The organism is Cobetia sp. Ld8, assembly GCF_045066615.1.
Lineage (GTDB): Bacteria > Pseudomonadota > Gammaproteobacteria > Pseudomonadales > Halomonadaceae > Cobetia > Cobetia amphilecti.
The window spans coordinates 260,665-281,256 of record NZ_JBISHF010000006.1; the positions used below are offsets into that span (position 1 = coordinate 260,665).

At 64.7% G+C, this 20,592-nt stretch carries 15 protein-coding genes; 10 read left to right on the top strand and 5 right to left on the bottom strand.

Annotated features, from left to right (window positions below; genetic code table 11):
• Positions 1-8 precede the first annotated feature (8 nt).
• The 3 genes from ACJJV2_RS02880 to ACJJV2_RS02890 all read right to left on the bottom strand — a co-directional run bounded on the left by ACJJV2_RS02880 (position 9) and on the right by ACJJV2_RS02890 (position 3,108).
• Positions 9-1,046, bottom strand: a complete 1,038-nt coding sequence (locus ACJJV2_RS02880; protein ID WP_405278164.1) for a LacI family DNA-binding transcriptional regulator — start codon at positions 1,044-1,046, stop codon at positions 9-11.
• A 76-nt stretch (positions 1,047-1,122) separates the two neighbouring features.
• Positions 1,123-2,049 (bottom strand): lysine exporter LysO family protein, encoded by a 927-nt coding sequence (locus tag ACJJV2_RS02885; protein WP_054555660.1) that lies wholly within the window; start codon positions 2,047-2,049, stop codon positions 1,123-1,125.
• Between the two features lie 195 nt (positions 2,050-2,244).
• Positions 2,245-3,108 carry a hypothetical protein gene (locus ACJJV2_RS02890; RefSeq protein ID WP_405278166.1) on the bottom strand — a complete coding sequence of 288 codons (864 nt, stop codon included), beginning with the start codon at positions 3,106-3,108 and terminating at the stop codon, positions 2,245-2,247.
• A 257-nt stretch (positions 3,109-3,365) separates the two neighbouring features.
• Here ACJJV2_RS02890 and ACJJV2_RS02895 point away from each other — a divergent pair, with 257 nt between their 5' ends.
• Positions 3,366-3,926, top strand: a complete 561-nt coding sequence (locus ACJJV2_RS02895) for a DJ-1/PfpI family protein (RefSeq protein WP_405278168.1) — start codon at positions 3,366-3,368, stop codon at positions 3,924-3,926.
• Positions 3,927-4,015: 89 nt separating this feature from the next.
• On the opposite strand, the gene ACJJV2_RS02900 is transcribed toward ACJJV2_RS02895, so the two are convergent.
• Positions 4,016-5,263 carry a PLP-dependent cysteine synthase family protein gene (locus ACJJV2_RS02900; RefSeq protein ID WP_405278170.1) on the bottom strand — a complete coding sequence of 416 codons (1,248 nt, stop codon included), beginning with the start codon at positions 5,261-5,263 and terminating at the stop codon, positions 4,016-4,018.
• Positions 5,264-5,383: 120 nt separating this feature from the next.
• Here ACJJV2_RS02900 and ACJJV2_RS02905 point away from each other — a divergent pair, with 120 nt between their 5' ends.
• Positions 5,384-5,851: an Lrp/AsnC family transcriptional regulator gene (locus ACJJV2_RS02905; RefSeq protein ID WP_205700861.1), complete on the top strand. Its 468-nt coding sequence runs from the start codon at positions 5,384-5,386 to the stop codon at positions 5,849-5,851.
• A gap of 54 nt (positions 5,852-5,905) precedes the next feature.
• Here ACJJV2_RS02905 and ACJJV2_RS02910 read toward each other — a convergent pair whose 3' ends face one another.
• A complete protein-coding gene (locus tag ACJJV2_RS02910) occupies positions 5,906-6,910 on the bottom strand; it encodes a 2-hydroxyacid dehydrogenase (RefSeq protein ID WP_405278172.1) in 1,005 nt (334 codons plus the stop codon).
• A gap of 443 nt (positions 6,911-7,353) precedes the next feature.
• Between ACJJV2_RS02910 and doeA the strand changes: the two genes are divergently transcribed.
• From doeA to ACJJV2_RS02950, 8 genes are all read left to right on the top strand, one after another.
• Positions 7,354-8,664: an ectoine hydrolase DoeA gene (doeA, locus tag ACJJV2_RS02915; protein ID WP_279839616.1), complete on the top strand. Its 1,311-nt coding sequence runs from the start codon at positions 7,354-7,356 to the stop codon at positions 8,662-8,664.
• A gap of 45 nt (positions 8,665-8,709) precedes the next feature.
• Entirely contained in the window at positions 8,710-9,795 is a 1,086-nt protein-coding gene (gene doeB / locus ACJJV2_RS02920) for a N(2)-acetyl-L-2,4-diaminobutanoate deacetylase DoeB (protein ID WP_405278175.1), read from the top strand.
• Positions 9,792-10,295 carry an Lrp/AsnC family transcriptional regulator gene (locus ACJJV2_RS02925; RefSeq protein ID WP_405278177.1) on the top strand — a complete coding sequence of 168 codons (504 nt, stop codon included), beginning with the start codon at positions 9,792-9,794 and terminating at the stop codon, positions 10,293-10,295. The genes doeB and ACJJV2_RS02925 overlap by 4 nt, the downstream gene beginning before the upstream one ends.
• Before the next feature lie 106 nt (positions 10,296-10,401).
• Complete coding sequence (locus ACJJV2_RS02930; protein ID WP_405278179.1) at positions 10,402-11,415, top strand: LysR family transcriptional regulator; 1,014 nt, start codon at positions 10,402-10,404, stop codon at positions 11,413-11,415.
• Between the two features lie 73 nt (positions 11,416-11,488).
• A complete protein-coding gene (gene murI / locus ACJJV2_RS02935) occupies positions 11,489-12,442 on the top strand; it encodes a glutamate racemase (protein ID WP_405278181.1) in 954 nt (317 codons plus the stop codon).
• Positions 12,443-12,649: 207 nt separating this feature from the next.
• The gene (gene trmA / locus ACJJV2_RS02940; protein WP_054555653.1) at positions 12,650-13,780 is read left to right on the top strand and encodes a tRNA (uridine(54)-C5)-methyltransferase TrmA; all 1,131 of its coding nucleotides are present in this window, start codon (positions 12,650-12,652) and stop codon (positions 13,778-13,780) included.
• Between the two features lie 357 nt (positions 13,781-14,137).
• The gene (locus ACJJV2_RS02945; protein ID WP_131432652.1) at positions 14,138-18,976 is read left to right on the top strand and encodes an NAD-glutamate dehydrogenase; all 4,839 of its coding nucleotides are present in this window, start codon (positions 14,138-14,140) and stop codon (positions 18,974-18,976) included.
• A gap of 338 nt (positions 18,977-19,314) precedes the next feature.
• Positions 19,315-20,457, top strand: coding sequence for a hypothetical protein (locus tag ACJJV2_RS02950; protein ID WP_405278183.1), 1,143 nt, complete (start codon positions 19,315-19,317; stop codon positions 20,455-20,457).
• Positions 20,458-20,592 lie beyond the last annotated feature (135 nt).

Sequence of the window (20,592 nt, forward strand, 5' to 3'; positions counted from 1 at the left end):
GCCACTTATTACGAGGACAGGCTACCGCCAGTCTGCAGGCTGAAGCCCAGATCTTCCCACAGGCCGTGGGGCGTGGCGTCGAGATCACCGCTCAAGCGCGCCAGCAGCAGGGCGGCGGCGCGCTCGCCGATCTCGCGGCGTGGCGTGACCACGCTGGCCAGCGGCGGCCAGGTGCCACGGGTCATCTCCAGGCCGTTGAAGCCGGCCAGTGCCAGCTGGTCGGGCACCGACAGGCCGCGGCGCTGGCACTCGAACAGCCCGCCGGCCGCCAGGTCGTCATTGCAGCAGAACACGGCCTGGGTCTCGGGCCAGCGGGTCAGCATCTCGTCGAGCAGCTCGCCGCCCATGCGCACGCTGGAGGGGGCATCGGTGGTCAACAGCGCCTGCTGCGACAGGCCGGCGGCCTCCATCGCCGCACGCCAGCCACCCAGGCGCTGTTCGACGCGGCGGTCCATGCGCGCGCCGAGAAAGCCGATATGGCGATGCCCCAGCCCGATCATGGTCTCGGTCATCGCGCGGCCAGCGGCGTGCTGGTCCAGTCCCACCGCCATGTCGAGCGGCGTCTCGCGCTTCTCCATGCACTCCACCACCGCACAGCCCGAGCGCGCGATCATCTCGCGGGTACGAGGGCTATGGCGACTGCCGCACAGCACCAGCCCGTCGATGCCGAAGGAGAGCCAGGTCTCGATCAGGCGCTCCTCTTCCTGCATTGAATAGCCGGTATGGCCGATCAGCAGCTGATAGCCCGCGGCGGCCAGCGGGGCTTCCAGGCCACGATGCAGCTCCGAGAACACGGCGTTGGAGAGCGACGGAATCAGCAGCGCGATCAGTCGCGAGTGACCGCTGGCGAGGCTGCCGGCCTGACGATTGGGCATGTAACCCAGCTCGCGGGCGCATTCGGTTACCCGCTCGCGCATCGCGGCGGACACCTTCTCGGGCTGATTGAGCGCGCGCGACACCGTGACCTTGGTGACGCCCAGTCGGGCGGCGATATCGGCCAGGGTGACGCGCTTGAGGCGGGAAGCTTTGTGTGGCTGAGAGGGCATGGACATTCAAGCGGCTGCGAAGGAGGACAAGAGTGTCCCTGTTAAGGCAGCCCGGGAGCAAGCCTTGCCCGGCGGATCAGACGTGACTCAGCGAGAGCAGGAACAGGATCATCGGCGGCGCTGCCAGCGACAGCAGGAAGCCCGAGACTACGGCGACCGGGACGCAGGCCACGCCGCCGGTCTGCTGGATCACCGGTAGCGTGAAGTCCATCGAGGTGGCCCCGCCGATGCCGATGGCCAGCGGCGTGTAGCGCTGGATGGTCAGGGGGATCAGCACGAAGGCCAGCAGCTCGCGCGCCAGGTCATTGAAGAAGGCGGCGCCGCCGAGAATCGGCCCGAGCTGATCACCGACCAGGATCCCCGACAGGGAATACCAGCCGAAGCCGGCCGAGATCGCCATGCCCTGATTCCACTCCAGCGCCAGCAGGGGGGCCGCCAGCAGGCCACCGAGCAGTGAACTGGCCATCACCGTCAGCGCGATGATCAGGCCATGCCGATTGAGCAGGATCTGGCGCAGGCTCATGCCGGAGCTTCTGAGCTGGCAGCCGATCAGCGCCAGCAGCACATAGAGCGCCCATTCGGCGAGGGTGTCGGTATCAAGCTGGGTGCCGAAGGTCTTGAGCAGCACGCCCGCGCCGACGCCGAGCGCGACCACGGCGGCAAGGGTCAGTGAGCCGGACAGCGCCTGCCAGCGGGTCATCGGCGCGCCATCCACCGCCTGGGCGGGATTGGCGCGCAGCGGGCTGCGGCGCGACAGCCACCATAGCGCCAGCAGATTCAGCGGCGTGATGATGGCGAACAGCGTCAACGCCTGACCGCTCATGGCGGCCATGCCGACACTCAACTGCTCCAGCGCCGCCAGCCCCATGCCCATCAGGAACAGGATGAGATAGATGGAGGCATTGACCAGCCGATTGACCACCGCCAGGCGACCAGGATCGGTGAGACGTACCAGATAGCCGAGTATCAGCGGCAGCAGAATGAAGATGAGACCCGACAGCATGACCCTTCCTTGGCGTTGCCACCCGGACAGCAGGGGCGGCGCAAGTGATTGATTGGCGGTGAATACCGCCGAAGGGCCTTACTATATCGGTTGGCGTGGAGTCTGGATAACCCCGCCATCATCATTGCGCGAGAGACTTGCTGATGGCGTATCAGCGGGGCTTATGATCAGCCGCGCTAGAGGCGGGAGCTTTCCTCACTGGCGGGCGCTGCTCAGCTGGTTCAGGGTCAGGTGGGCCGAGCGCGGCGGCACCTCGCCGTTGCGGTTGCCGTCCTTGTCCATGACGTCTTCGTAGTCGAGGTAATCGAGGCCGACCATCAGGCCCGGCCAGCGCGGCGCCAGCCAGATACGGTAGTGCTTGTGCTCGCGATGCTTGCGCCACGCCTCGATACGCAGGGTGCGGAAGGTGCGCTGTGCCGCCTGGCGTGTTTCCTGGCCCTGGATCTCGTACATCAGGGTGCGCTGGCGGCCCTTGTGGTCGAGATAATCCAGTGAGCAGGGCGTCGCGGCCAGACAGGCCTGCTCGCTCCATTGGCTGTCGACCTGCTGGCTCAGCAACACCAGCAGGCTCTGACGGTCAGGCAGACGAGTGTCGCCTGCCTCCGGCGCTTCTCGGTTGTAGTCCTTGCCGATGCCGGCCAGTCGATAGCCGGAGCGATAGCCCTCGGGCAGCAGGCGACCCTCCGCAAGCGTAAAGCGGCCCTGCTCATAGCCGCTGGCGACCTTGATGGAGGCCTCCATGCTGGCGATGTACAACTCGCCGCTCTGGCTGACGCGCTGGGTGATGGGCACGTCCGGCCAGCCATCCAGCACCAGGGTGTAGTGGGCGGTGAAGGGCACCGGCGCGATACTGGCGACTGGCGCCAGGGGCGCGTCAGGGCTGACAGCGGCCTCATCGCTGGCTGCCTGGGCACTGCCCGCCAACAGCAGGAGTGCCCCCAGGCCTGCGCGGCACAGGCGCTGCCATGCCGAGGGCCGATCGGCGCGTGTGGCGGTGCAAGCGCCGCGACGCGCGGGGGCTTGAGAGAAGAGAGACAAGGCGGAAGATGGCAGGGTCATGGTGACTCCCGAGACCGGCACTGGAGCCGTGGCCTGTGAATGGGGGTGTCGAGCGGTCAGGCAGCGACGGGGCAGAGCGACTGCACGTGATGATGTAATGATGTTGAGGCGATCCACAATCAAGCCAACGCCCGTCAGGCGGCCACGACGATATTTCAGCGCTTGCTCATGTGCAATGGATAGGTACTCTGTAACTGCCTTGTCCTTCCGCCGCGCGCGGCGCGTACCTAGACGTTGGGTCCAATCAGGAGATCATCATGGCCAGCATTGTCATCATTGCCGGGGATTTTGTAGAAGATTATGAGCTGATGGTGCCGTTTCAGGCGCTGCAGGCGATGGGGCATCACGTGGATGTCGTCTGCCCGGACAAGACGGAAGGCGATATCGTCAAGACCGCCATCCATGACTTCGAGGGTGATCAGACCTACACCGAGAAGCCGGGCCACAACTTCGCGCTCAACGCCAGCTTCGCCGAGATCGCCGTCGAGAGTTACGACGCGCTGCTGATTCCCGGCGGCCGCGCCCCCGAGTACCTGCGACTGGACGAGCGTGTGCTGGCGATGGTGCGTCACTTCGTCGAGGCCGACAAGCCCATCGCCGCCGTCTGTCATGGCCCGCAGCTGCTGGCGGCCGCCATGTCGCTGGAAGGCCATCGCGTCAGCGCCTATCCGGCCTGTGCGCCTGAGGTGAAGCTGGCGGGCGGTGAGTTCGTGTCGCTGGAAGTGACCGACGCCGTGACCTCCGGCAAGCTGGTGACCGCACCGGCCTGGCCGGCGCATCCGGAATGGCTGCGTCAGTTCCAGGCGCTGCTGGTGTGATGCACCCCCGCTAGCCACGCCATCGCATCGGATCTGCCTTACGACACCCTGCCACTCGGCGGGGTGTCGTCGTTTCAGGCGTCGTCGTTTCAGTCGGCAAACGCCTCGATCCAGGCCCGCTGCGGGGCGAGTCGCGATTGCTGTGCGGCTCGCCATGCGGGATCGCCCAGCGTGGTGGCATAACGCTCGGCGTGATCACAGGCCAGCAGCAACCAGCTGCCAGCCAGCGACTCACCGCGTGCGCGTCTTAGCGCCAGACTCTCGAGCAGCCCCGCGAAGGCGGTGCCGGTGGAGGGGCCGACCTCAAGCCCGGCATGCTCGGCCAGCCACAGCGCGGCCGCCTGACTGCGCGCATCCGCGATGCGCCGGTAATCATCGAAATGCGCGGGGTCGAATGCCTCCAGCACGCAGGGGCGCCCGATGCCTTCGATGGGGTTGGACGCCTGCGGGGCGGGCAGGGTGGTCGTACGGGTGCCGTGGACACGATGGTGCTGCCAGCAGGCGTGATAGACGGAGTGCTCGGGGTCCACGCCGATCACGTGGGCACGATGGCTCCCGTGATGCAGATGGCTCCCCTGATGCAGATGGCGCTTGTGGCGCAGATGACGCGCGAAGCTGGCGGCGCTGCCGCCGGTGCCGGCGCCGAGAAATACCGCCTGCAGCTCAGGCAGCTCACGCGCGGCGATCTGTGCCAGGCACTCCCCGGGCAGGCTCGTATCGCTTGCCCCGTCGCTTGCCCAGTCGCCGGTCCCGTCGCCGGTCCCGTCGCTGCGCCAGTCGCCGGCCGTGGCGGCATGGCGGAATTGGTTGATGAAGTGACCGCCGCTGTCGTCGGCAAGCGCCTGCGCATGCTGACAGAGCCGAGCGGAGTCTTCGATTTCCACCACGCGCCCGCCCTCGCCACGAATCGCTTGCTGCTTGTAAAAGGCGGTGCCCCTGGGCACCACGGCAATGAATTCCAGCCCCAGCCTGCGCGCCAGCCACGCTTCAGAGACCGCGGTGGAGCCCGAGGAGGCTTCGATCACCGGGCCGCCGGGCGTCAGCCAATCCTTTAGCAGAGCCTGCTCGAACAGCGACATCGCCAGGCGATGCTTGAGCGAGCCGCTGGCATGCGCCCGCTCGTCCTTGATCAGGATGCGCGCCTCGCCCAGTCCGCGCAGGCTGAGTTCCAGCAGCGGGGTCACCGGGGTGGCGGCCTTCAAGGCCGCAAGCTTCATGAGGCTGCGTTGGCGCCATGACTCGCGCTGAGTCGCGTGCGGGGCGTGCTGAGTCGCGGGCGTGCAGGCGTCGGCGGCCGCAATGAAAGGCGCAGTCGAGGGCGAGGCAGTGGTCGGCATGGCGGCATTTCCGGTCGCAGGAAGGAGCTTTCATGGTACGACCAGCCGCCAAGCAAAACTTGCCAGTTGTCATGGTGTGAGCCATGTTTCATGGCAAGAATTCATTGCGAGGTGAGGGTAATGGAGAAAATAGTGCTCGATGCCACGGACCGCGCCCTGCTGCGGCTGCTGCAGCGCGATGCCAGCCTGTCGCTGGCGGCGCTGGCGGAAGCCGTGCATCTGACCACGTCTCCCTGCTGGAAGCGCCTCAAGCGCCTGGAAGAGTGTGGCGTGATCACCGCACGGGTGGCGTTGCTGAATGCCGAGCTGATCGGCATGGGGCTGACGGCCTTCGTGCAGCTCAAGACCCGCGATCACTCGCGGGCCTGGTTCGAGCGTTTCGTGGCCATCGTCGAGGAGATCGAGGAAGTCACCGAGTTCTATCGCATGGCCGGTGACTACGACTATCTCCTCAAGGTGCAGGTCGAGGACATGAACGCCTACGACCGCGTCTACAAGCGGCTGGTCAACACCATCGACGAGCTGAGTGACGTGTCGGCCCGCTTCGCGATGGAGCGCATCAAGACGACCACCGCGCTGCCGCTGTGATGGCTGTCAGGCAGTGACGTCTGATCGCCGGTTGAGCACCGCGCACCAGCGCGCTCAATAACCGTGCTCGCGGCTGATGCCGGTCAGCACCTCACCTCGCTGAATGCGGCGGATGTTGTCGGCCAGCTGGTCGGCTGCCTCGGCCACCGGGGTCGGCGCGGCGGCATGCGGCGTGATGATCACGCGCGGCTGGTGCCACAGTGGGCTGTCCTCGGCCAGTGGCTCGTGCTGGAAGACATCGAGCAGGGCGCCTCTGAGCTTGCCTTCCTCGAGCGCCGCGACCAGGTCCTCCTCGACCACGCTGCTGCCGCGCCCCGGATTGATCAGCACGGCGTCGTCGGGCAGGGCCTGGAAGACGTCGGCGTTCAGCACGTCTCTCGTGGCCGGCGTATTGGGCAGCAGGTTGATCACCGCCTTGAGGCCGAGCGACTCGTCACCCAGCACTTGCTTGAGCGAGCGGCCGCCTGCGCCGGTCTCATGGTGGCAGGTCACGCCCTGCAACGTGTGGGCGCTGCGGCTGAAGCCATGTACCGGATAGCCGTCTGCCGCCAGTGATTCAGCGATCTGGCTGCCGATGGCGCCGAGCCCGAGCACCGCCACCGGGTACTGATGGGCGCGCACCACGCGGTGCGGGGCCCACTGGGTGTTCGCCTGCTGTCTGGCGTAGCGGTCGAAGTCACGCCGAAAATGCAGCAGGCCGTAGTGCACGTAATCCAGCATGTGACTGGCCATGCCGGCATCGCTCAGCTTGAGCACCGGCACATCGTCAGGCAGTGCCGGGTTGTCGAGCAGGCTGTCGACGCCCGCGCCCAGATTGAGGATCGCCTTGACGTCGTGATCGCGGTGGCGCTCGAACAGCGCCGCAGGCGGCGCCCACACCACCAGTACATCGCCCAGCATCTCGCCGTCATCGGCAACGATTTCCAGCGGCTCTCGTTCTGATGACGGTTCCGACGACTCGCCTTGCCGCGACCCCTTGGCGCCGGCGGCATCGCACAAGCGCTGACGCAGAGCATCGCACCAACGTTCGGCGCGTTCATGATGTACCAGTATTCGCATGCTGTTCTCCTCTTCAGGGACGCTGGGTGGCGGGTCGGGATTGCTGCACTGTCCCGGCCTGTTCGTAGGCTCTGTTCGTGGCTCTGTGCAAAGGGCCTGGAGTTGTCGCCTTGCCATGCGCCCTTGCCTTGCGGGCATGGCCTGCTCGCGGGCGCAATGGCGCAGGCCTTGCAAGGGCTCAAGCGAAGGGCGACAGTGCCAGAGTCGTCCTTTGACCCGTTGTTGGCAGAGTGACAGACTCGAATCCAGAGGGGAATTCGGATGTACGCATGTACGCCGACCCTGCCGACCCGCAGGGCGCATCGTTCGCTCGCGGCGCAGGCAGGCAGTGTCAGCCCGATGCGGCTGGCAGGTCGGTCACCCGCCGCCTGGCCCTGCGTATGGCCACTGGCTCCGCCCCAACGTGCTGCTTGCCTCAAGGCCTGATCGAAAAGGAGCGCTGCATGAGTCAATTCCCGCCCCATACTGGTGCGCCCCAGCCAGCCTTCGCTGGCCTGGCCACCTTGCCCAGCAGCGAGGCTCCGGCCACCGAGAGTGACTGGACGCCACGCGCGCTGTCCGCTGGCCGTCAGGCCTTCACCATCGGCGAGTATCGCGCGCGCATCCAGCGGGTGCGTGAGGCCATGGCGCGCGCCGGTATCGATGTGATGGTGATTTCCGACCCCTCCAACATGGCGTGGCTGACCGGCTACGACGGCTGGTCCTTCTATGTGCACCAGTGCGTGCTGCTGGGGCTTTCCGGCGAGCCGGTCTGGTATGGGCGTCGTCAGGACGGCAACGGCGCGCTGCGTACCTGCTGGATGGGTGAGGACAACATCCTGTGGTATCCGGATTACTACGTACAGAATCCGGACATGCATCCGATGGAGTTTCTCGCCCAGTCCATCCTGCCGCAGCGTGGCTGGCACGATGGGGTCGTCGGGGTCGAGCTCGACAACTATTACTATTCGGCGCGGGCGCATCTGTCGCTGGTCAAGGAGCTGCCCCACGCACGGCTGGTGGATGCCAACTCGCTGGTCAACTGGTGTCGGGCGATCAAGTCCGAGCAGGAAATCGCCTATATGCGCGTGGCCGGGCGCATCGTCGAGCGCATGCATTCACGCATTCTGGAGATGATCGAGCCGGGCCTGCCCAAGAGTGCGCTGGTCGCGGAGATCTACCGGGTCGGCGTCGAGGGCGTGATCGGCCCCGAGGGTGAGATTCTCGGTGGCGACTATCCGGCCATCGTGCCGCTGCTGCCCACCGGCAGTGATGCCGCCGCGCCGCACCTGACCTGGGATGACACGCCATTTCGTGAGGGTGAGGGCACCTTCTTCGAGCTGGCCGGCTGCTACAAGCGCTATCACGCGCCTCTGTCGCGTACCGTGTTTCTCGGCCGCCCGCCGCGCGATTTCGTGCGTGGTGAGTCCGCCCTGCTGGAAGGCATCGAGAGTGGTCTGGCCATCGCCAAACCCGGCAATCGCTGCTGTGACATCGCGCTGGCGCTGGGCGCGGCGATGGACAAGTACGGCTTCGACCGTGGCGGCGCACGCTGCGGCTATCCCATCGGCATCAGCTATCCGCCGGACTGGGGCGAGCGCACCATGAGTCTGCGCCCCAGTGACGAGACCGTGCTGGAACCGGGCATGACCTTCCACTTCATGCCCGGCATGTGGATGGACGACTGGGGGCTCGAGATCACCGAGTCGATCCTGATCACGGAAAACGGTGCCGAGCCGCTGTGTGATGTGCCGCGCCAGCTGTTCGTCAAATAGCCTGCCGACAAGTGTCAGCAGCCCGCCATAACAAGGAGTGGTGTCATGCGAGAGTCCCCCGTCAGTCTGACCATCGATCTGTTCGCCGATGGCGTTCAGCACGGTTTCTTCAAGCTGCCGATCTCGACTGACGAGTCGGCGTGGGGCGCGGTGATGACCCCGATCAGCGTGATCGCCAATGGTGAAGGGCCGACGGTATTGCTGACCGGCGGCAATCATGGCGACGAGTACGAAGGCATCACCGCGCTCTACAAGCTGGCGGCGCGTCTGACTGCCGAGGACGTCAAGGGCCGCGTCATCATCGTGCCGACCATGAATGCGCTGGCGGCCAAGGCCGGGCGGCGTTGTTCGCCTCTCGATGGCGGCAACCTCAATCGCAGCTTCCCCGGCGACCCCACCGGCGGCCCGACCGAGCAGATCGCCGACTACTTCACCCGGGTGCTGGTGCCGCAGTGCGACTATGCGCTGGACCTGCATTCCGGCGGCCGCACCCTGGATATCCTGCCGTTCGCGGCCGCGCACCGTCTCGACTATCTCGAGGAGTCGCTGGGCGTCGAGCAGTGTCGCCTGCAGGAAGCCGAGAGCCTGGCCGGGGCGCTGGCCTTCGGGGCGCCCTCGGCGATGATGATGTTCGAGCTGGACGCCGAGGCGCTCTACGACACTGCAGTGGAGCGCCAGGGCAAGGTCTTCGTCACCACGGAGCTGGGCGGCGGCGGTTCCACCACGCCGGAGCGTCAGGCGATCGCCGACCGGGGCGTCGACAACTTCCTCGCCTTCAGTGGTGTGCTGCGCGAGCGCAGTCGCGCGGATCTGGAGCAGGACATCGAGCGCCAGCGTGCCAGCCAGGCGAACGCGCCGCTGCTGATCGACATGCCGGATGCCAGCTGTTACGTGCAGAGTGAGCATGAAGGGCTGCTGGAGCTGTGCGTGGCACTCGGCGAGCAGGTCACGGCGGGCCAGTGCGTGGCGCGGGTCTATCCGCTGGGGCGCGCCGGTCAGGCGGCGGTGGAATATCGCGCCGCCCGTGATGGCGTGCTGGTGGCGCGGCGCTTCCCGGCCCAGGTGAGTCTGGGCGACACCCTGGCGGTGATCGCGGAAGTCGTGGACGACCTGGCGCGAGAGGCCTCATGAGCGCGAGTCCCTCCCGCTCGCAGCCAGCGCCGAAGCTGGATTCCTTCGATCTCAAGATTCTGGCGATACTCGAGCGCGATGGCCGCATCACCAAGTCGCGGCTGGCCGAGGAGATCAACCTGTCGGTCAGCCCGTGCTGGGAGCGCGTCAAGCGCCTCGAGCAGGCAGGCATCATCGAGGGCTATGCCGCCATCATCAATCATCAGCGCCTGAGTGATCAGCAGGGTGGCGCTGCTCCGGGGGCTGCCCCGCGCACGCCGGTGTGGGTCGAGATCCACCTCAAGCATCATGATGCCGGCAGCTTCCAGCGCTTCGAGCGTGCCATGCGAGAGGCGGATGAGGTCATCGAGTGCGTCGCCGTCGGCGGCGGGGTGGACTACCTGTTGCGGCTGGAGACCGCCAGCATCGATGCCTATCAGCGTCTGGTCGATCACTGGCTGGTGTCAGAGCTGGGCATCGATCGCTATTTCACCTACATCGTCACCAAGCAGGTAAAATAGTCGCCAGGCGCGGACGCGATCAGGAGGGAGCGGTTGCGCTTTTCTGGCTCGCTTTTCTGGTTCACTTTCCTGGCTCATTTTCCTTGATCGCAAAGGGGATCGCACGATGGATAGACTCACTGCCATGCAGGTGTTTCGCGCCGTGGTAGAGGAGGGCAGTTTCGCGGGCGGTGCTCGTCAGCTGGGGCTATCCAACGGCATGGTCAGCAAGCAGATCTCGCGCCTGGAAGCCGAGCTGGGCGTTCGCCTGCTGATGCGCACCACGCGCAGTCTGCAGCTGACCGCCGAGGGCGAGCATTACCTGGCGGGCGCCTGTCGTGTGCTCAATGACCTTCAGGCGCTGGAAGACAGTCTTGGCGAGCGTCAGGGCGAGGTTCGGGGGCGCTTGAAGATGTCGGCACCGATGGATTTCAGCATCCAGTGTCTGATGCCGGCTCTGGCGCATTTCCGCCAGACCTACCCCTTTGTCGAGCTCGACCTGCGCCTGGAGGATCGCCATGTCGACCTCATGGCCGAGGATTATGATCTGGTGATTCGCGCCGGTGCGCTGTCTGATTCCAGTCTGATCGCGCGCCGGCTGGCGGGCACCCAGGTCGGGGTCTATGCCAGCCCCGGTTACCTGGCCGAGAATGGCACGCCCGAGGTGCCGGAAGACCTGACCCATCACCGCTGCCTGAATTACACCCAGCAGCGTGAAGGGCCGGTGTGGAGTTTCATGGTCGACGGGCGGCCACGCAAGATCCGCCTGTCGCCGACCTTCAGCTGCGACAGCGGGCGCGGGCTGGTCGAGGCCGCCGCCCAGGGCATCGGCATTACCTGCAAGCCGGATTTCCTGGTGGCCAATGACGTCGCCACTGGCCGCCTGGTGCCGCTGCTTGTCGACTACTGGTGTGCGCCGGTGGATATCCATCTGGTCTATGCCGAGCGCGACATGCAGCCGGCACGCCTGCGGGCATTGATCGAGGTGCTGTGTGAGCACTTCGCGCGGATTGGCCATACGATGATGCCCGACGTGCTCGCCACGTCACCGACAGCCGTCCGCGACACCACGGCCGTGAATGATGTCGGGCAGCGCGATCTGTCACCGCTCGAGGCTGTGAAGCCGGGTCTGCGGTCGTGATAGACTCCGCGCCCTTGTCCCGTCTGTTCGAGTCGCCCGTCTCCATGATGATTGTCGCCAGCGGTATCTGCCGATGAGTCCTGCCCGCCCAGGCGACACGCCTGCCTCTGCTTCCCGTTCTTCTGCCCCGGTGCTGGTCTTCGATTCCGGTGTCGGCGGGCTGTCCGTCGCCGCCGAGATTCGCCGTCAGTGGCCGCAGCTGTCGCTGGCCTATGTCTGTGACAACGCCGCGTTGCCCTATGGCACCAAGCCGGATGACTGGTTGATACCGCGCATCGTTCAGGTGTGCGTGGCGGCCGTCGAGGCAAGCGGGGCACGGGCGTTGGTGGTCGCCTGCAATACCGCCAGTACTCTGGCGCTGACGGCGCTGCGCGCAGCGCTGTCGATTCCGGTGATCGGTACCGTGCCCGCCATCAAGCCGGCGGCGGCGTTGGCACATGCGCGCCAGAGCGCAGCACGTCGTGAGGAGGGCGAGCCGCCGGTCTTCGCGTTGCTGGCGACGTCCGCCACGGTGCGTCGCGCCTACACCGAGCAGCTGATCCGTGACTTCGCCGCCGACTGCCGCGTGATTCGCGTCGCGGCCGATCCGCTGGTCGCGGAGGCCGAGCGGCGTCTGCGCGGTGAGCCGGCGCGCCCCGAGGTGGTGGCGGCCAGTCTGGCTGATCTGGCGGCGGTCGAGGCGCTGGAAGTGGTGATTCTCGGCTGCACGCATTTCCCGCTGCTCGGCGCCGACATCTCGCAGGTGCTGGGCGAGTCTCGGGTGGCGCTGGTGGATTCCGGCGCGGCAATCGCTCGCCGCGTGGCGGAGGTGCTGGCGCTTGGCGCTGCGGCGCAAGCGGCTGATCAGCAATTCGCTCAGGCTGCTCAGCAAGTCGCCCAAGAGGCTGAACAGCAAGTCGCTCAAGCGGTTCAACCAGCACCGCATGAGCACATGGCGCTGGCGACGGATGCCCGGCAGCCGGGGCTGGCCACGGCGCTGGCCAGTCAGGGTTTCGCCGCGCCGCAGGCGCTGGCGTTCGACGACTGAGGGGCAGGGGCGTTGACTCTCGCGGTCCCCTTGCACCTGCCTGCTCCCGCCTTGGCTCGCCATTTGGCGCTTGAGCTTCGCGCTGCCGATGGTAGGCTAGCGCGCCCAACCTTTGAATGGACGTGATCGGCATGGTTCACCATGACGTCCCCGCGTCTTTTTGCTCATCGTTTCAGTGCTGCGGTATGCCCGCAGGCAGGAGTCAGTGTGGCCATCGCCGTCGTCGATCCCAGTCAGTATGAACAGCAGCTCGCCGAGAAGGCCGAGCAGACCCGCGCACGTTTCGCTGCCTTCGATGCGCCGGAACTGGAGGTATTTCCCTCGCCGCCCAGCCATTACCGCATGCGTTGCGAGTTCCGTATCTGGCACGAGGATGATGACCTCTATTACGCGATGTTCGAGGTCGAGTTCGACGACGAGGGCAACAAGAAGAAGACGGTCGTGCGCATGGACGACTTCCCGGTCGCCAGCCAGCGCATCAATGAATTGATGCCGCTGCTGCGTGAGCGCCTCAAGGCAAGCCCGGTGCTGCGTGAGCGTCTGTTCCAGTGCGAGTTCCTCACCACCCTGAGCGGCGAGGCACTGGTCACGTTGATCTACCATCGCAAGCTCGGCGAAGACTGGGAAGCCGAGGCACGCGCGCTGGAAGAAGAGCTCGACATCATGATCATCGGGCGTTCGCGCAAGCAGCATATCGTGCTGACGCGCGATCACGTCTTCGAGCGTCTCGAGGTCGATGGCCGCGAGTACGTCTATCAGCAGGTCGAGAACAGCTTCACCCAGCCCAATGCCGAGATCTGCCGCTCGATGCTCAGCTGGGCACGAGACGTGACCCATCCTGACAAGGCGCAGGCGGAAGGCCGTGAGCAGGGCGATCTGGTCGAGCTCTACTGCGGCAACGGCAACTTCACCATCGCGCTGGCCGAGAACTTCCGCCGCGTGCTGGCCACCGAGATCTCGCGCACTTCCGTGGCCTCGGCGCAGGTCAACCTGGCGGCCAACGCCATCGACAATGCCCAGGTGGCGCGCATGTCGGCCGAGGACTTCTCGCTGGCGCTGGCGGGCGAAAAGGCGGGCCGTCGTGTCGCGGAGATGGACCTCGACAACCACGACTTTCGCACCGTGCTGGTCGATCCGCCGCGTGCCGGCCTCGATGCCGACAGCTGCGAGCAGACCGCGCGCTACGAGCGCATCGTCTATATCTCCTGCAACCCGCAGACGCTGATCGACAACCTTGAAGTGCTGTGTCGCACGCACCGTATCGAACGCTTCGCGCTGTTCGATCAGTTCCCGTATACCGACCACCTCGAATGCGGTGTCTATCTGGTTCGCAGATAAGCGCATCTTCACACCGACAGCCGATGTCACGCCCGCATGAGCGAGGCATCGCGCCAATCGTTTGAAAAACCAGAGCCCCGTCGTCATCTACCTGTCAGGTAGGGGACGACGGGGCTTTTTTGCGCACATGACAGTCACTCGAATTAGACTTTCGTTTCATGCGCGGACCGCCAAGTCAATACCCGATGCACAGATGTAATGCTGCATGACCAATATGGAACAGGCATGGGGCAGAGGCGCAGACTGCGCTAGTCTGTGATGCACTGCATGAGTCTGTGCTGCAACGCCTTTCTGGCCGGCGCAGACTCTCTATGACTATTTTCCCTGATACATCCATCAGGTCAGTCGAGGTGATTGATGCTACACGTGGCGACGGACGGCAAGCAGGAATTTCTTGCGCAGCTCGAAGAGCAGCTGGACAAGCGACTTCCCAAGGACAAGGTGGACGTGATCGCGGCGTTTGCGCGCGACTATCACGCAACGGCCTCCTTCGAGGACATGGCCGAGCGCAAGCTGGATGACCTCTACGGTTCCACCCTGGCCGTATGGCACTTCCTGCAGAGCCTCGAGGCTCCCAAGGTGCGTGCCTACAACCCGGACTTCGAGAAGCATGGCTGGCAGTCGACGCACACCATCATCGAAGTGCTGCACCCGGACATGCCGTTCCTGGTCGATTCCGTGCGTATCGAGCTCAATCGTCGTGGCATCACCGTTCACGCCATCCACAACGCCGTGCTGGCCGTTGCACGTGATGATGCCGGCCAGCTGGAGCGCGTGACGGCACCGCGTGCCGAGAACGCCCCGCAGCACCGCGAGTCGCTGATCTACATCGAGGTCGATCGTCACAACGACGCCGAGACGCTGGAAGACCTCGAGACCAGCCTGCGTGAAGTGCTGGCCGAAGTGCGCGTTGCCGTTGCTGACTTCGACGCCATGCGCAGCCAGGGTGCCCAGGCGCTGCAGGAGCTGCGTGATAACCGTCCGCCGACCGTCTCCGAGGCTGACCATCAGGAAGCCTGCGACTTCATGCAGTGGATGGGCAACGACCACTTCACCTTCCTGGGCTATGACGAGTACACCGTCGACGAGCAGGAAGACGGCACGCGCGTGCTGAACAAGGTCGAAGGTTCCGAGCTGGGCGTGCTCAAGCTGGACCTCGAGCGCTATCACGAGCAGTCCCGTCACCAGCAGAGCGTCAACAGCGATCAGTACGTGCTGATACCGGAACTGCTGTCCTTCGCCAAGAGTGCCTTCCACGCCCGCGTGCACCGTCCGGCCTATCCGGACTACATCACCGTCGAGCGCTTCGATGAAGAAGGCCGCGTGATCGGCGAGCGCCGCTTCCTGGGGCTCTACACCTCCACGGTGTACAACCAGAGCCCGCGCAACGTGCCGATTCTGCGTCGCAAGGTGCAGGACGTCATGGAAGCCGCCGGCGTCAACCCGAAGGGCCACAACGGCAAGCACCTGCTGCAGATTCTGGAAGTCTATCCGCGCGATGACCTCTTCCAGATCTCCACGGACGAGCTGACCCGTACCGCCACCAGCATCCTCAACATCCGTGAGCGTCGTCGCGTGCGTCTGATCGTGCGTGAAGACCGCTTCGGCAAGTTCTTCTCGGTACTGGTGTTCGTGCCGCGCGACGTCTATTCCACCGACCTGCGTGTGCGCATCCAGAATCTGCTGTGTGAAGAGCTGAACGCCACCTTCGGTGACTTTACGCCGTATCTGTCCGAGTCCGTGCTGACGCGTATCCAGTTCATCCTGCGCTTCAAGGGCGATGAACCCGGCCAGTACGACATGCGCGCGCTGGAGAACAAGATCGCTCAGCTGGCCCGCAGCTGGCGTGACGAGCTGCACGCCGCCATGGTCGAAGGCTTCGGTGAAGAGCAGGCCAACGAGCTGATGACTCGCTACCGTGATGCCTTCCCGGGCAGCTACCGTGACGACTTCTCGCCGCGCACCGCCGTCTATGACGTGGGCCATCTGCGTGCGTTGGACGAAGGCCAGGCCGTCGGCCTGAGCACCTATCGTCTGGTCGAGGACGACAACTCCGGCGTCAACCTGAAGCTGTTCCACAAGCATCAGCCGATTCCGCTTTCCGACGTGCTGCCGGTGCTGGAAAACCTCGGTCTGCGTGTCATCGGTGAGCGTCCCTACGAGATCACCCGCACCGATTCCTCCTGCTGGGTGCACGATTTCGACCTCGAGCATCACGGCAAGGGCGCGGTCGAGCTCTCCGAAGTGCGCGAGAGCTTCATCGAAGCCTTCAAGAAGATCTGGTCCGGCGAAGCCGAATCCGATGCCTTCAACCGCCTGATCATCGGCTCTGGCCTGGACTGGCGTGAAGTGGCGATGCTACGTGCCTACGCGCGTTACCTGAAGCAGATCCGCTTCGGTCTCTCCCAGGCCTACATCGCCAATGCGCTGGGCAGCCATCCGGACATCACCCGCGAGCTGGTGCAGCTGTTCAACCTGCGCTTCGACCCGCAGGGTCAGGGTGGCGAGGATGACGTCAACGCCTGCCGCGAGCGCATCAATGGTCTGCTCGATCAGGTCTCCAGCCTGAATGACGACCGTCTGCTGCGTCGCTACGTCGACCTGATGATGGCGACGCTGCGTACCAACTTCTTCCAGCCGGCAGAAGATGGCCAGGCCAAGGACTACATCAGCTTCAAACTCGACACGCGCAGCATTCCTGACGTGCCGAAGCCGCGCCCGATGTTCGAGATCTTCGTCTACTCGCCGCGCGTCGAGGGTGTTCACCTGCGTGGCGGCAAGGTCGCCCGTGGTGGTCTGCGCTGGTCTGATCGTCATGAAGATTTCCGCACCGAGGTGCTGGGTCTGGTCAAGGCACAGCAGGTCAAGAACGCGGTCATCGTGCCGGTCGGCGCCAAGGGCGGTTTCGTCTGCAAGCGCATGCCGGAAACCACCGACCGCGACGTGATCCAGAAGGAAGGTATCGCCTGCTACCAGATCTTCATCCGCGCACTGCTCGACATCACCGACAACCTGTCCGGTGGTGACGTGGTGGCCCCGACGGCCGTCGTGCGTTACGACGAAGACGACCCCTACATGGTCGTCGCGGCCGACAAGGGCACCGCGACCTTCTCCGACATCGCCAACGCCATCTCCAACGAGTACGGCTTCTGGCTGGGCGATGCCTTCGCCTCCGGTGGCGCCAACGGTTACGACCACAAGGGCATGGGCATCACCGCCAAGGGCGCCTGGGTCAGCGTGCAGCGTCACTTCCGCGAGATGGGCATCAACATCCAGGAAGACGAGTTCAGCGTGGTCGGTATCGGTGACATGGCCGGTGACGTCTTCGGCAACGGCATGCTGCTGTCCGAGAAGATCCGCCTGGTCGGTGCCTTCAACCACCGCAACATCTTCGTCGATCCGAACCCGGACACCGCGAAGAGCTTCGCCGAGCGCGAGCGTCTGTTCCGTCTGCCGCGTTCCAGCTGGGACGACTACGACAAGAGCCTGATCAGCGAAGGCGGCGGTCTGTTCTCGCGTGATGCCAAGACCATCGCCATCAGCCCGCAGATGAAGGAAGTCTTCGACATCAGTGCCGACCATCTGGCGCCCAACGAGCTGATCAACGCGATGCTCAAGGCGCAGGTCGACCTGATCTGGAACGGCGGTATCGGAACCTACGTCAAGGCGTCCAGCGAGTCCCACGCCGATGTCGGTGACAAGGCCAACGATGGCCTGCGTATCGACGGCCGTGAGCTGCGCTGCAAGGTGGTGGGCGAAGGCGGCAACCTGGGTCTGACCCAGCGTGGCCGCATGGAAGCCGCGGCCCAGCAGGGCGTGCGCGTCAACACCGACTTCATCGACAATGCCGGTGGCGTGAACTGCTCGGATCACGAGGTCAACATCAAGATCCTGCTGGACGACATCGTCGCCCGCGGTGATCTGACCGACAAGCAGCGCAACCAGCAGCTGGCCGAGATGACCGACGAAGTCGGCGAGCTGGTGATCAAGGACAACTATCGCCAGACCCAGGCACTGTCGCTCTCCGAGCAGCAGTCCAAGGAAGGCATGGGCGTCTTCCGTCGCTTCATCAATGAGCTGGAAGCGGCCGGCACCCTGGACCGTGAACTCGAGTTCCTGCCGTCCGATGAAGCGCTGATCGAGCGTTCCAACGCCGGTGAAGCCCTGACCCTGCCGGAACTGTCCGTGCTGGTCTCCTACGCCAAGAGTGACCTCAAGACCAGCTTGATCGCCTCTGACGTGCCGGACGACAGCTACGTGCAGCAGCACCTCGAGCGCGCCTTCCCGCGCGTGCTGATGGAGCGCTTCCCGGAAGAGATGTACCAGCACCGTCTGAAGCGTGAAATCGCCGCGACCCAGATCGCCAATGACCTGGTCGACCATATGGGTATCGCCTTCGTGCGTCGCCTGGAAGACACCACTGGTGCCGACAAGGCGGAAATCGCGCGTGCCTACATCGTGGCGCGTGACAGCTTCAATCTGGAAGCGCTGTGGACCCAGATCGAGGCTCTCGATCACCAGGTGCCGGCAGAACTGCAGTACCGCATGATGGGTGACCTGATGCGCCTGATGCGTCGTGCCACTCGCTGGTTCCTGCGTCAGCGCAGCTCCATGGGCGTCAAGGAATGCATCGGCCACTTCGCCCCGCGTCTGGCCCAGCTCTCCGAAAGCATCGGTGAGCGTCTCAAGGGCGAAGCCCGCGAGAACTGGGAAGCGCGTCGCGACAGCTATGTCGAGGCAGGCGTGCCGGAGGCCCTGGCCAGCACCATCGCCGCGACCTCAAGCCTCTATGCAGGGCTTGGCATCATCGAGGCGGCCAAGGCGACCGGCGAGAAGATCAATCGCGTGGCAGAAGCCTTCTACGGCATTGGCCATCGTCTGGAGCTGCCGTGGGTCGGTGACAAGATCAACGGCCTTGAGGTGCAGGACAGCTGGCAGGCGCAGGCACGTGAAAGCTTCCGTGACGATCTCGATCGTCAGCAGCTGGCACTGACCGTCAGCGTGCTCAAGCAGGACAATGCACCGCGCGAGATCGATGAGCGTGTCGACAGCTGGATGGCCAGCCACGAGAGTCTGGTCAGCCGCTGGTGCTCACTGCTTGGCGAGATGAAGGGCGGTGCTCAGCTGAGCTTCCCGCTGTTCGCGGTCGCCCTGCGCGAGCTGGTCGATCTGGCCGAGTCCAAGCGCGAAGCCTGATGCTTTCGGCCTCGGAGGCAGCAAGAGGCTGACGCAAGTGGCGAGCATCTGATGACTCGCTGATAGAAGCCCTCACCATTGGTGAGGGCTTTTTCATGTCGGGAATGAATAAAAAAGTGATAGCTGAAGCCTGCGGTAAGGTAACTGTCGTCAGCTGTCTGGTATGCTGAATGGCGACCAGTGCAGAGACTGATACAGGCCCTGATGGTTGCATCCTTTTCTGCAGACCCTGTTTTCAGTCCTTGATTTTCAGACCCTCATTTCAAGTCTCGGAGTCGCTGCGGCGCTCGCTGGAGGCTTCTGTTTTCAAAGCATCAGTACAACAAGGCAGAGACACCATGTCACATCGTGCATTACCCCTCGCCTGCGCCCTCGCGCTCGGCCTGTCCACTCTGGCCTCCCAGGCCGTGCTGGCCGATGGCAGCCCCGCTCAGCAGCGTGCAGAAGAAGCGGCAGGCAAGCTGGACATCTCCAAGTTCCTCAAGCCGCGCAGTGATGCCCACAGCCAGAACTTCCTGTTCGGCGGCACCAGCGTGCACCAGTTCACCATCAAGGAAGCCGGGCGTTACGAAATCGATGGCGTCGCCAGTTTCGATGTGACCGACCCCTACACCATGAAGGCCACGCTCGAGAGTGAGCAGGGCGAGGTCGTGGCCACTGCAGAAGGTGACAGGGCCTCCGATGGCTTGAACATGAATACCGAGCTTGAGCCGGGCGTCTACAAGCTGCGTGTGCGCGCCGACAAGCTGGGGGCTGGCAAGTCGGGCGGCAACACCTATGAAATCAACGTCGCAGGCCTGAGCGAGAGTGGCGAGAAGCTGTCTGCCGAGGAAAGCGGCATCGAGACCGGCAACGGCCTGGTCTTCCTCGACACCGATGGCGATGGCCGTCGTACCGCCTTTGTTGATGCCAACGATGAAGTCGCGACCATCAAGCCGGCAACCGTGGCCGCCGCCGAACAGGCCGCCCGCGAGAAGAAGGCTGCCGAGACGGGCAATGCGGCAGCTGAAGTCGCTTCCGCAACAGGCGCCGCCGCTACTACTTCGGCAGCCGCGACTGCTGCAGCCGAGACGTCTGCCGCTGCTGCCACGACCGCTGCTGCCACGGGCAGTGCAGCCGTGACGGAAACCGAGGCCGAAGCGGAGCCGGATCGTCGTTTCGACGAGATCGTCACCGATGTGCGCATTCTCGAGAAGGGCGAGGTCATGACCTTCGACGTCGCGGACCGCGGCACCGTGACCATCGACAGCGAGACCTTCCCGGGCAGCGAAGGTACCTACAAGCTGCAGATGCGCCTGCTGGACGAGAGTGGCAACACCGTCGCCAGCGACAAGGGCGAAGGCTTCCAGGGCGACTTCCACCTCAAGACCGTGCTGGAACCGGGGCGTTACACCGTCTGGGTCAGCGGTCAGAAGTTCGGCTCCTCCATGCAGGGCGTCAACAACTACACCGTGCGCGTGCAGCAGCTCGACGTGAAATGATCTGCAGGGCATGACCCCGACACCGGCGGGGGTGACACAAGGGCGGCCCAGCGGGTCGCCCTTTTTTGTTGCCCTGAGCATGAGCAATGGTGCCGGCCTTGGCGTGAGCGATTTTATCGACAGCAGCGCGAGCGT

Bases quoted from the DNA above. Each gene is read 5' to 3' on its own strand.
- ACJJV2_RS02880 (WP_405278164.1), bottom strand. From the start codon at position 1,046: ATGCCCTCTCAGCCACACAAAGCTTCCCGCCTCAAGCGCGTCACCCTG.
- ACJJV2_RS02885 (WP_054555660.1), bottom strand. From the start codon at position 2,049: ATGCTGTCGGGTCTCATCTTCATTCTGCTGCCGCTGATACTCGGCTAT.
- ACJJV2_RS02890 (WP_405278166.1), bottom strand. From the start codon at position 3,108: ATGACCCTGCCATCTTCCGCCTTGTCTCTCTTCTCTCAAGCCCCCGCG.
- ACJJV2_RS02895 (WP_405278168.1), top strand. From the start codon at position 3,366: ATGGCCAGCATTGTCATCATTGCCGGGGATTTTGTAGAAGATTATGAG.
- ACJJV2_RS02900 (WP_405278170.1), bottom strand. From the start codon at position 5,263: ATGCCGACCACTGCCTCGCCCTCGACTGCGCCTTTCATTGCGGCCGCC.
- ACJJV2_RS02905 (WP_205700861.1), top strand. From the start codon at position 5,384: ATGGAGAAAATAGTGCTCGATGCCACGGACCGCGCCCTGCTGCGGCTG.
- ACJJV2_RS02910 (WP_405278172.1), bottom strand. From the start codon at position 6,910: ATGCGAATACTGGTACATCATGAACGCGCCGAACGTTGGTGCGATGCT.
- doeA (WP_279839616.1), top strand. From the start codon at position 7,354: ATGAGTCAATTCCCGCCCCATACTGGTGCGCCCCAGCCAGCCTTCGCT.
- doeB (WP_405278175.1), top strand. From the start codon at position 8,710: ATGCGAGAGTCCCCCGTCAGTCTGACCATCGATCTGTTCGCCGATGGC.
- ACJJV2_RS02925 (WP_405278177.1), top strand. From the start codon at position 9,792: ATGAGCGCGAGTCCCTCCCGCTCGCAGCCAGCGCCGAAGCTGGATTCC.
- ACJJV2_RS02930 (WP_405278179.1), top strand. From the start codon at position 10,402: ATGGATAGACTCACTGCCATGCAGGTGTTTCGCGCCGTGGTAGAGGAG.
- murI (WP_405278181.1), top strand. From the start codon at position 11,489: ATGAGTCCTGCCCGCCCAGGCGACACGCCTGCCTCTGCTTCCCGTTCT.
- ACJJV2_RS02945 (WP_131432652.1), top strand. From the start codon at position 14,138: ATGCTACACGTGGCGACGGACGGCAAGCAGGAATTTCTTGCGCAGCTC.
- ACJJV2_RS02950 (WP_405278183.1), top strand. From the start codon at position 19,315: ATGTCACATCGTGCATTACCCCTCGCCTGCGCCCTCGCGCTCGGCCTG.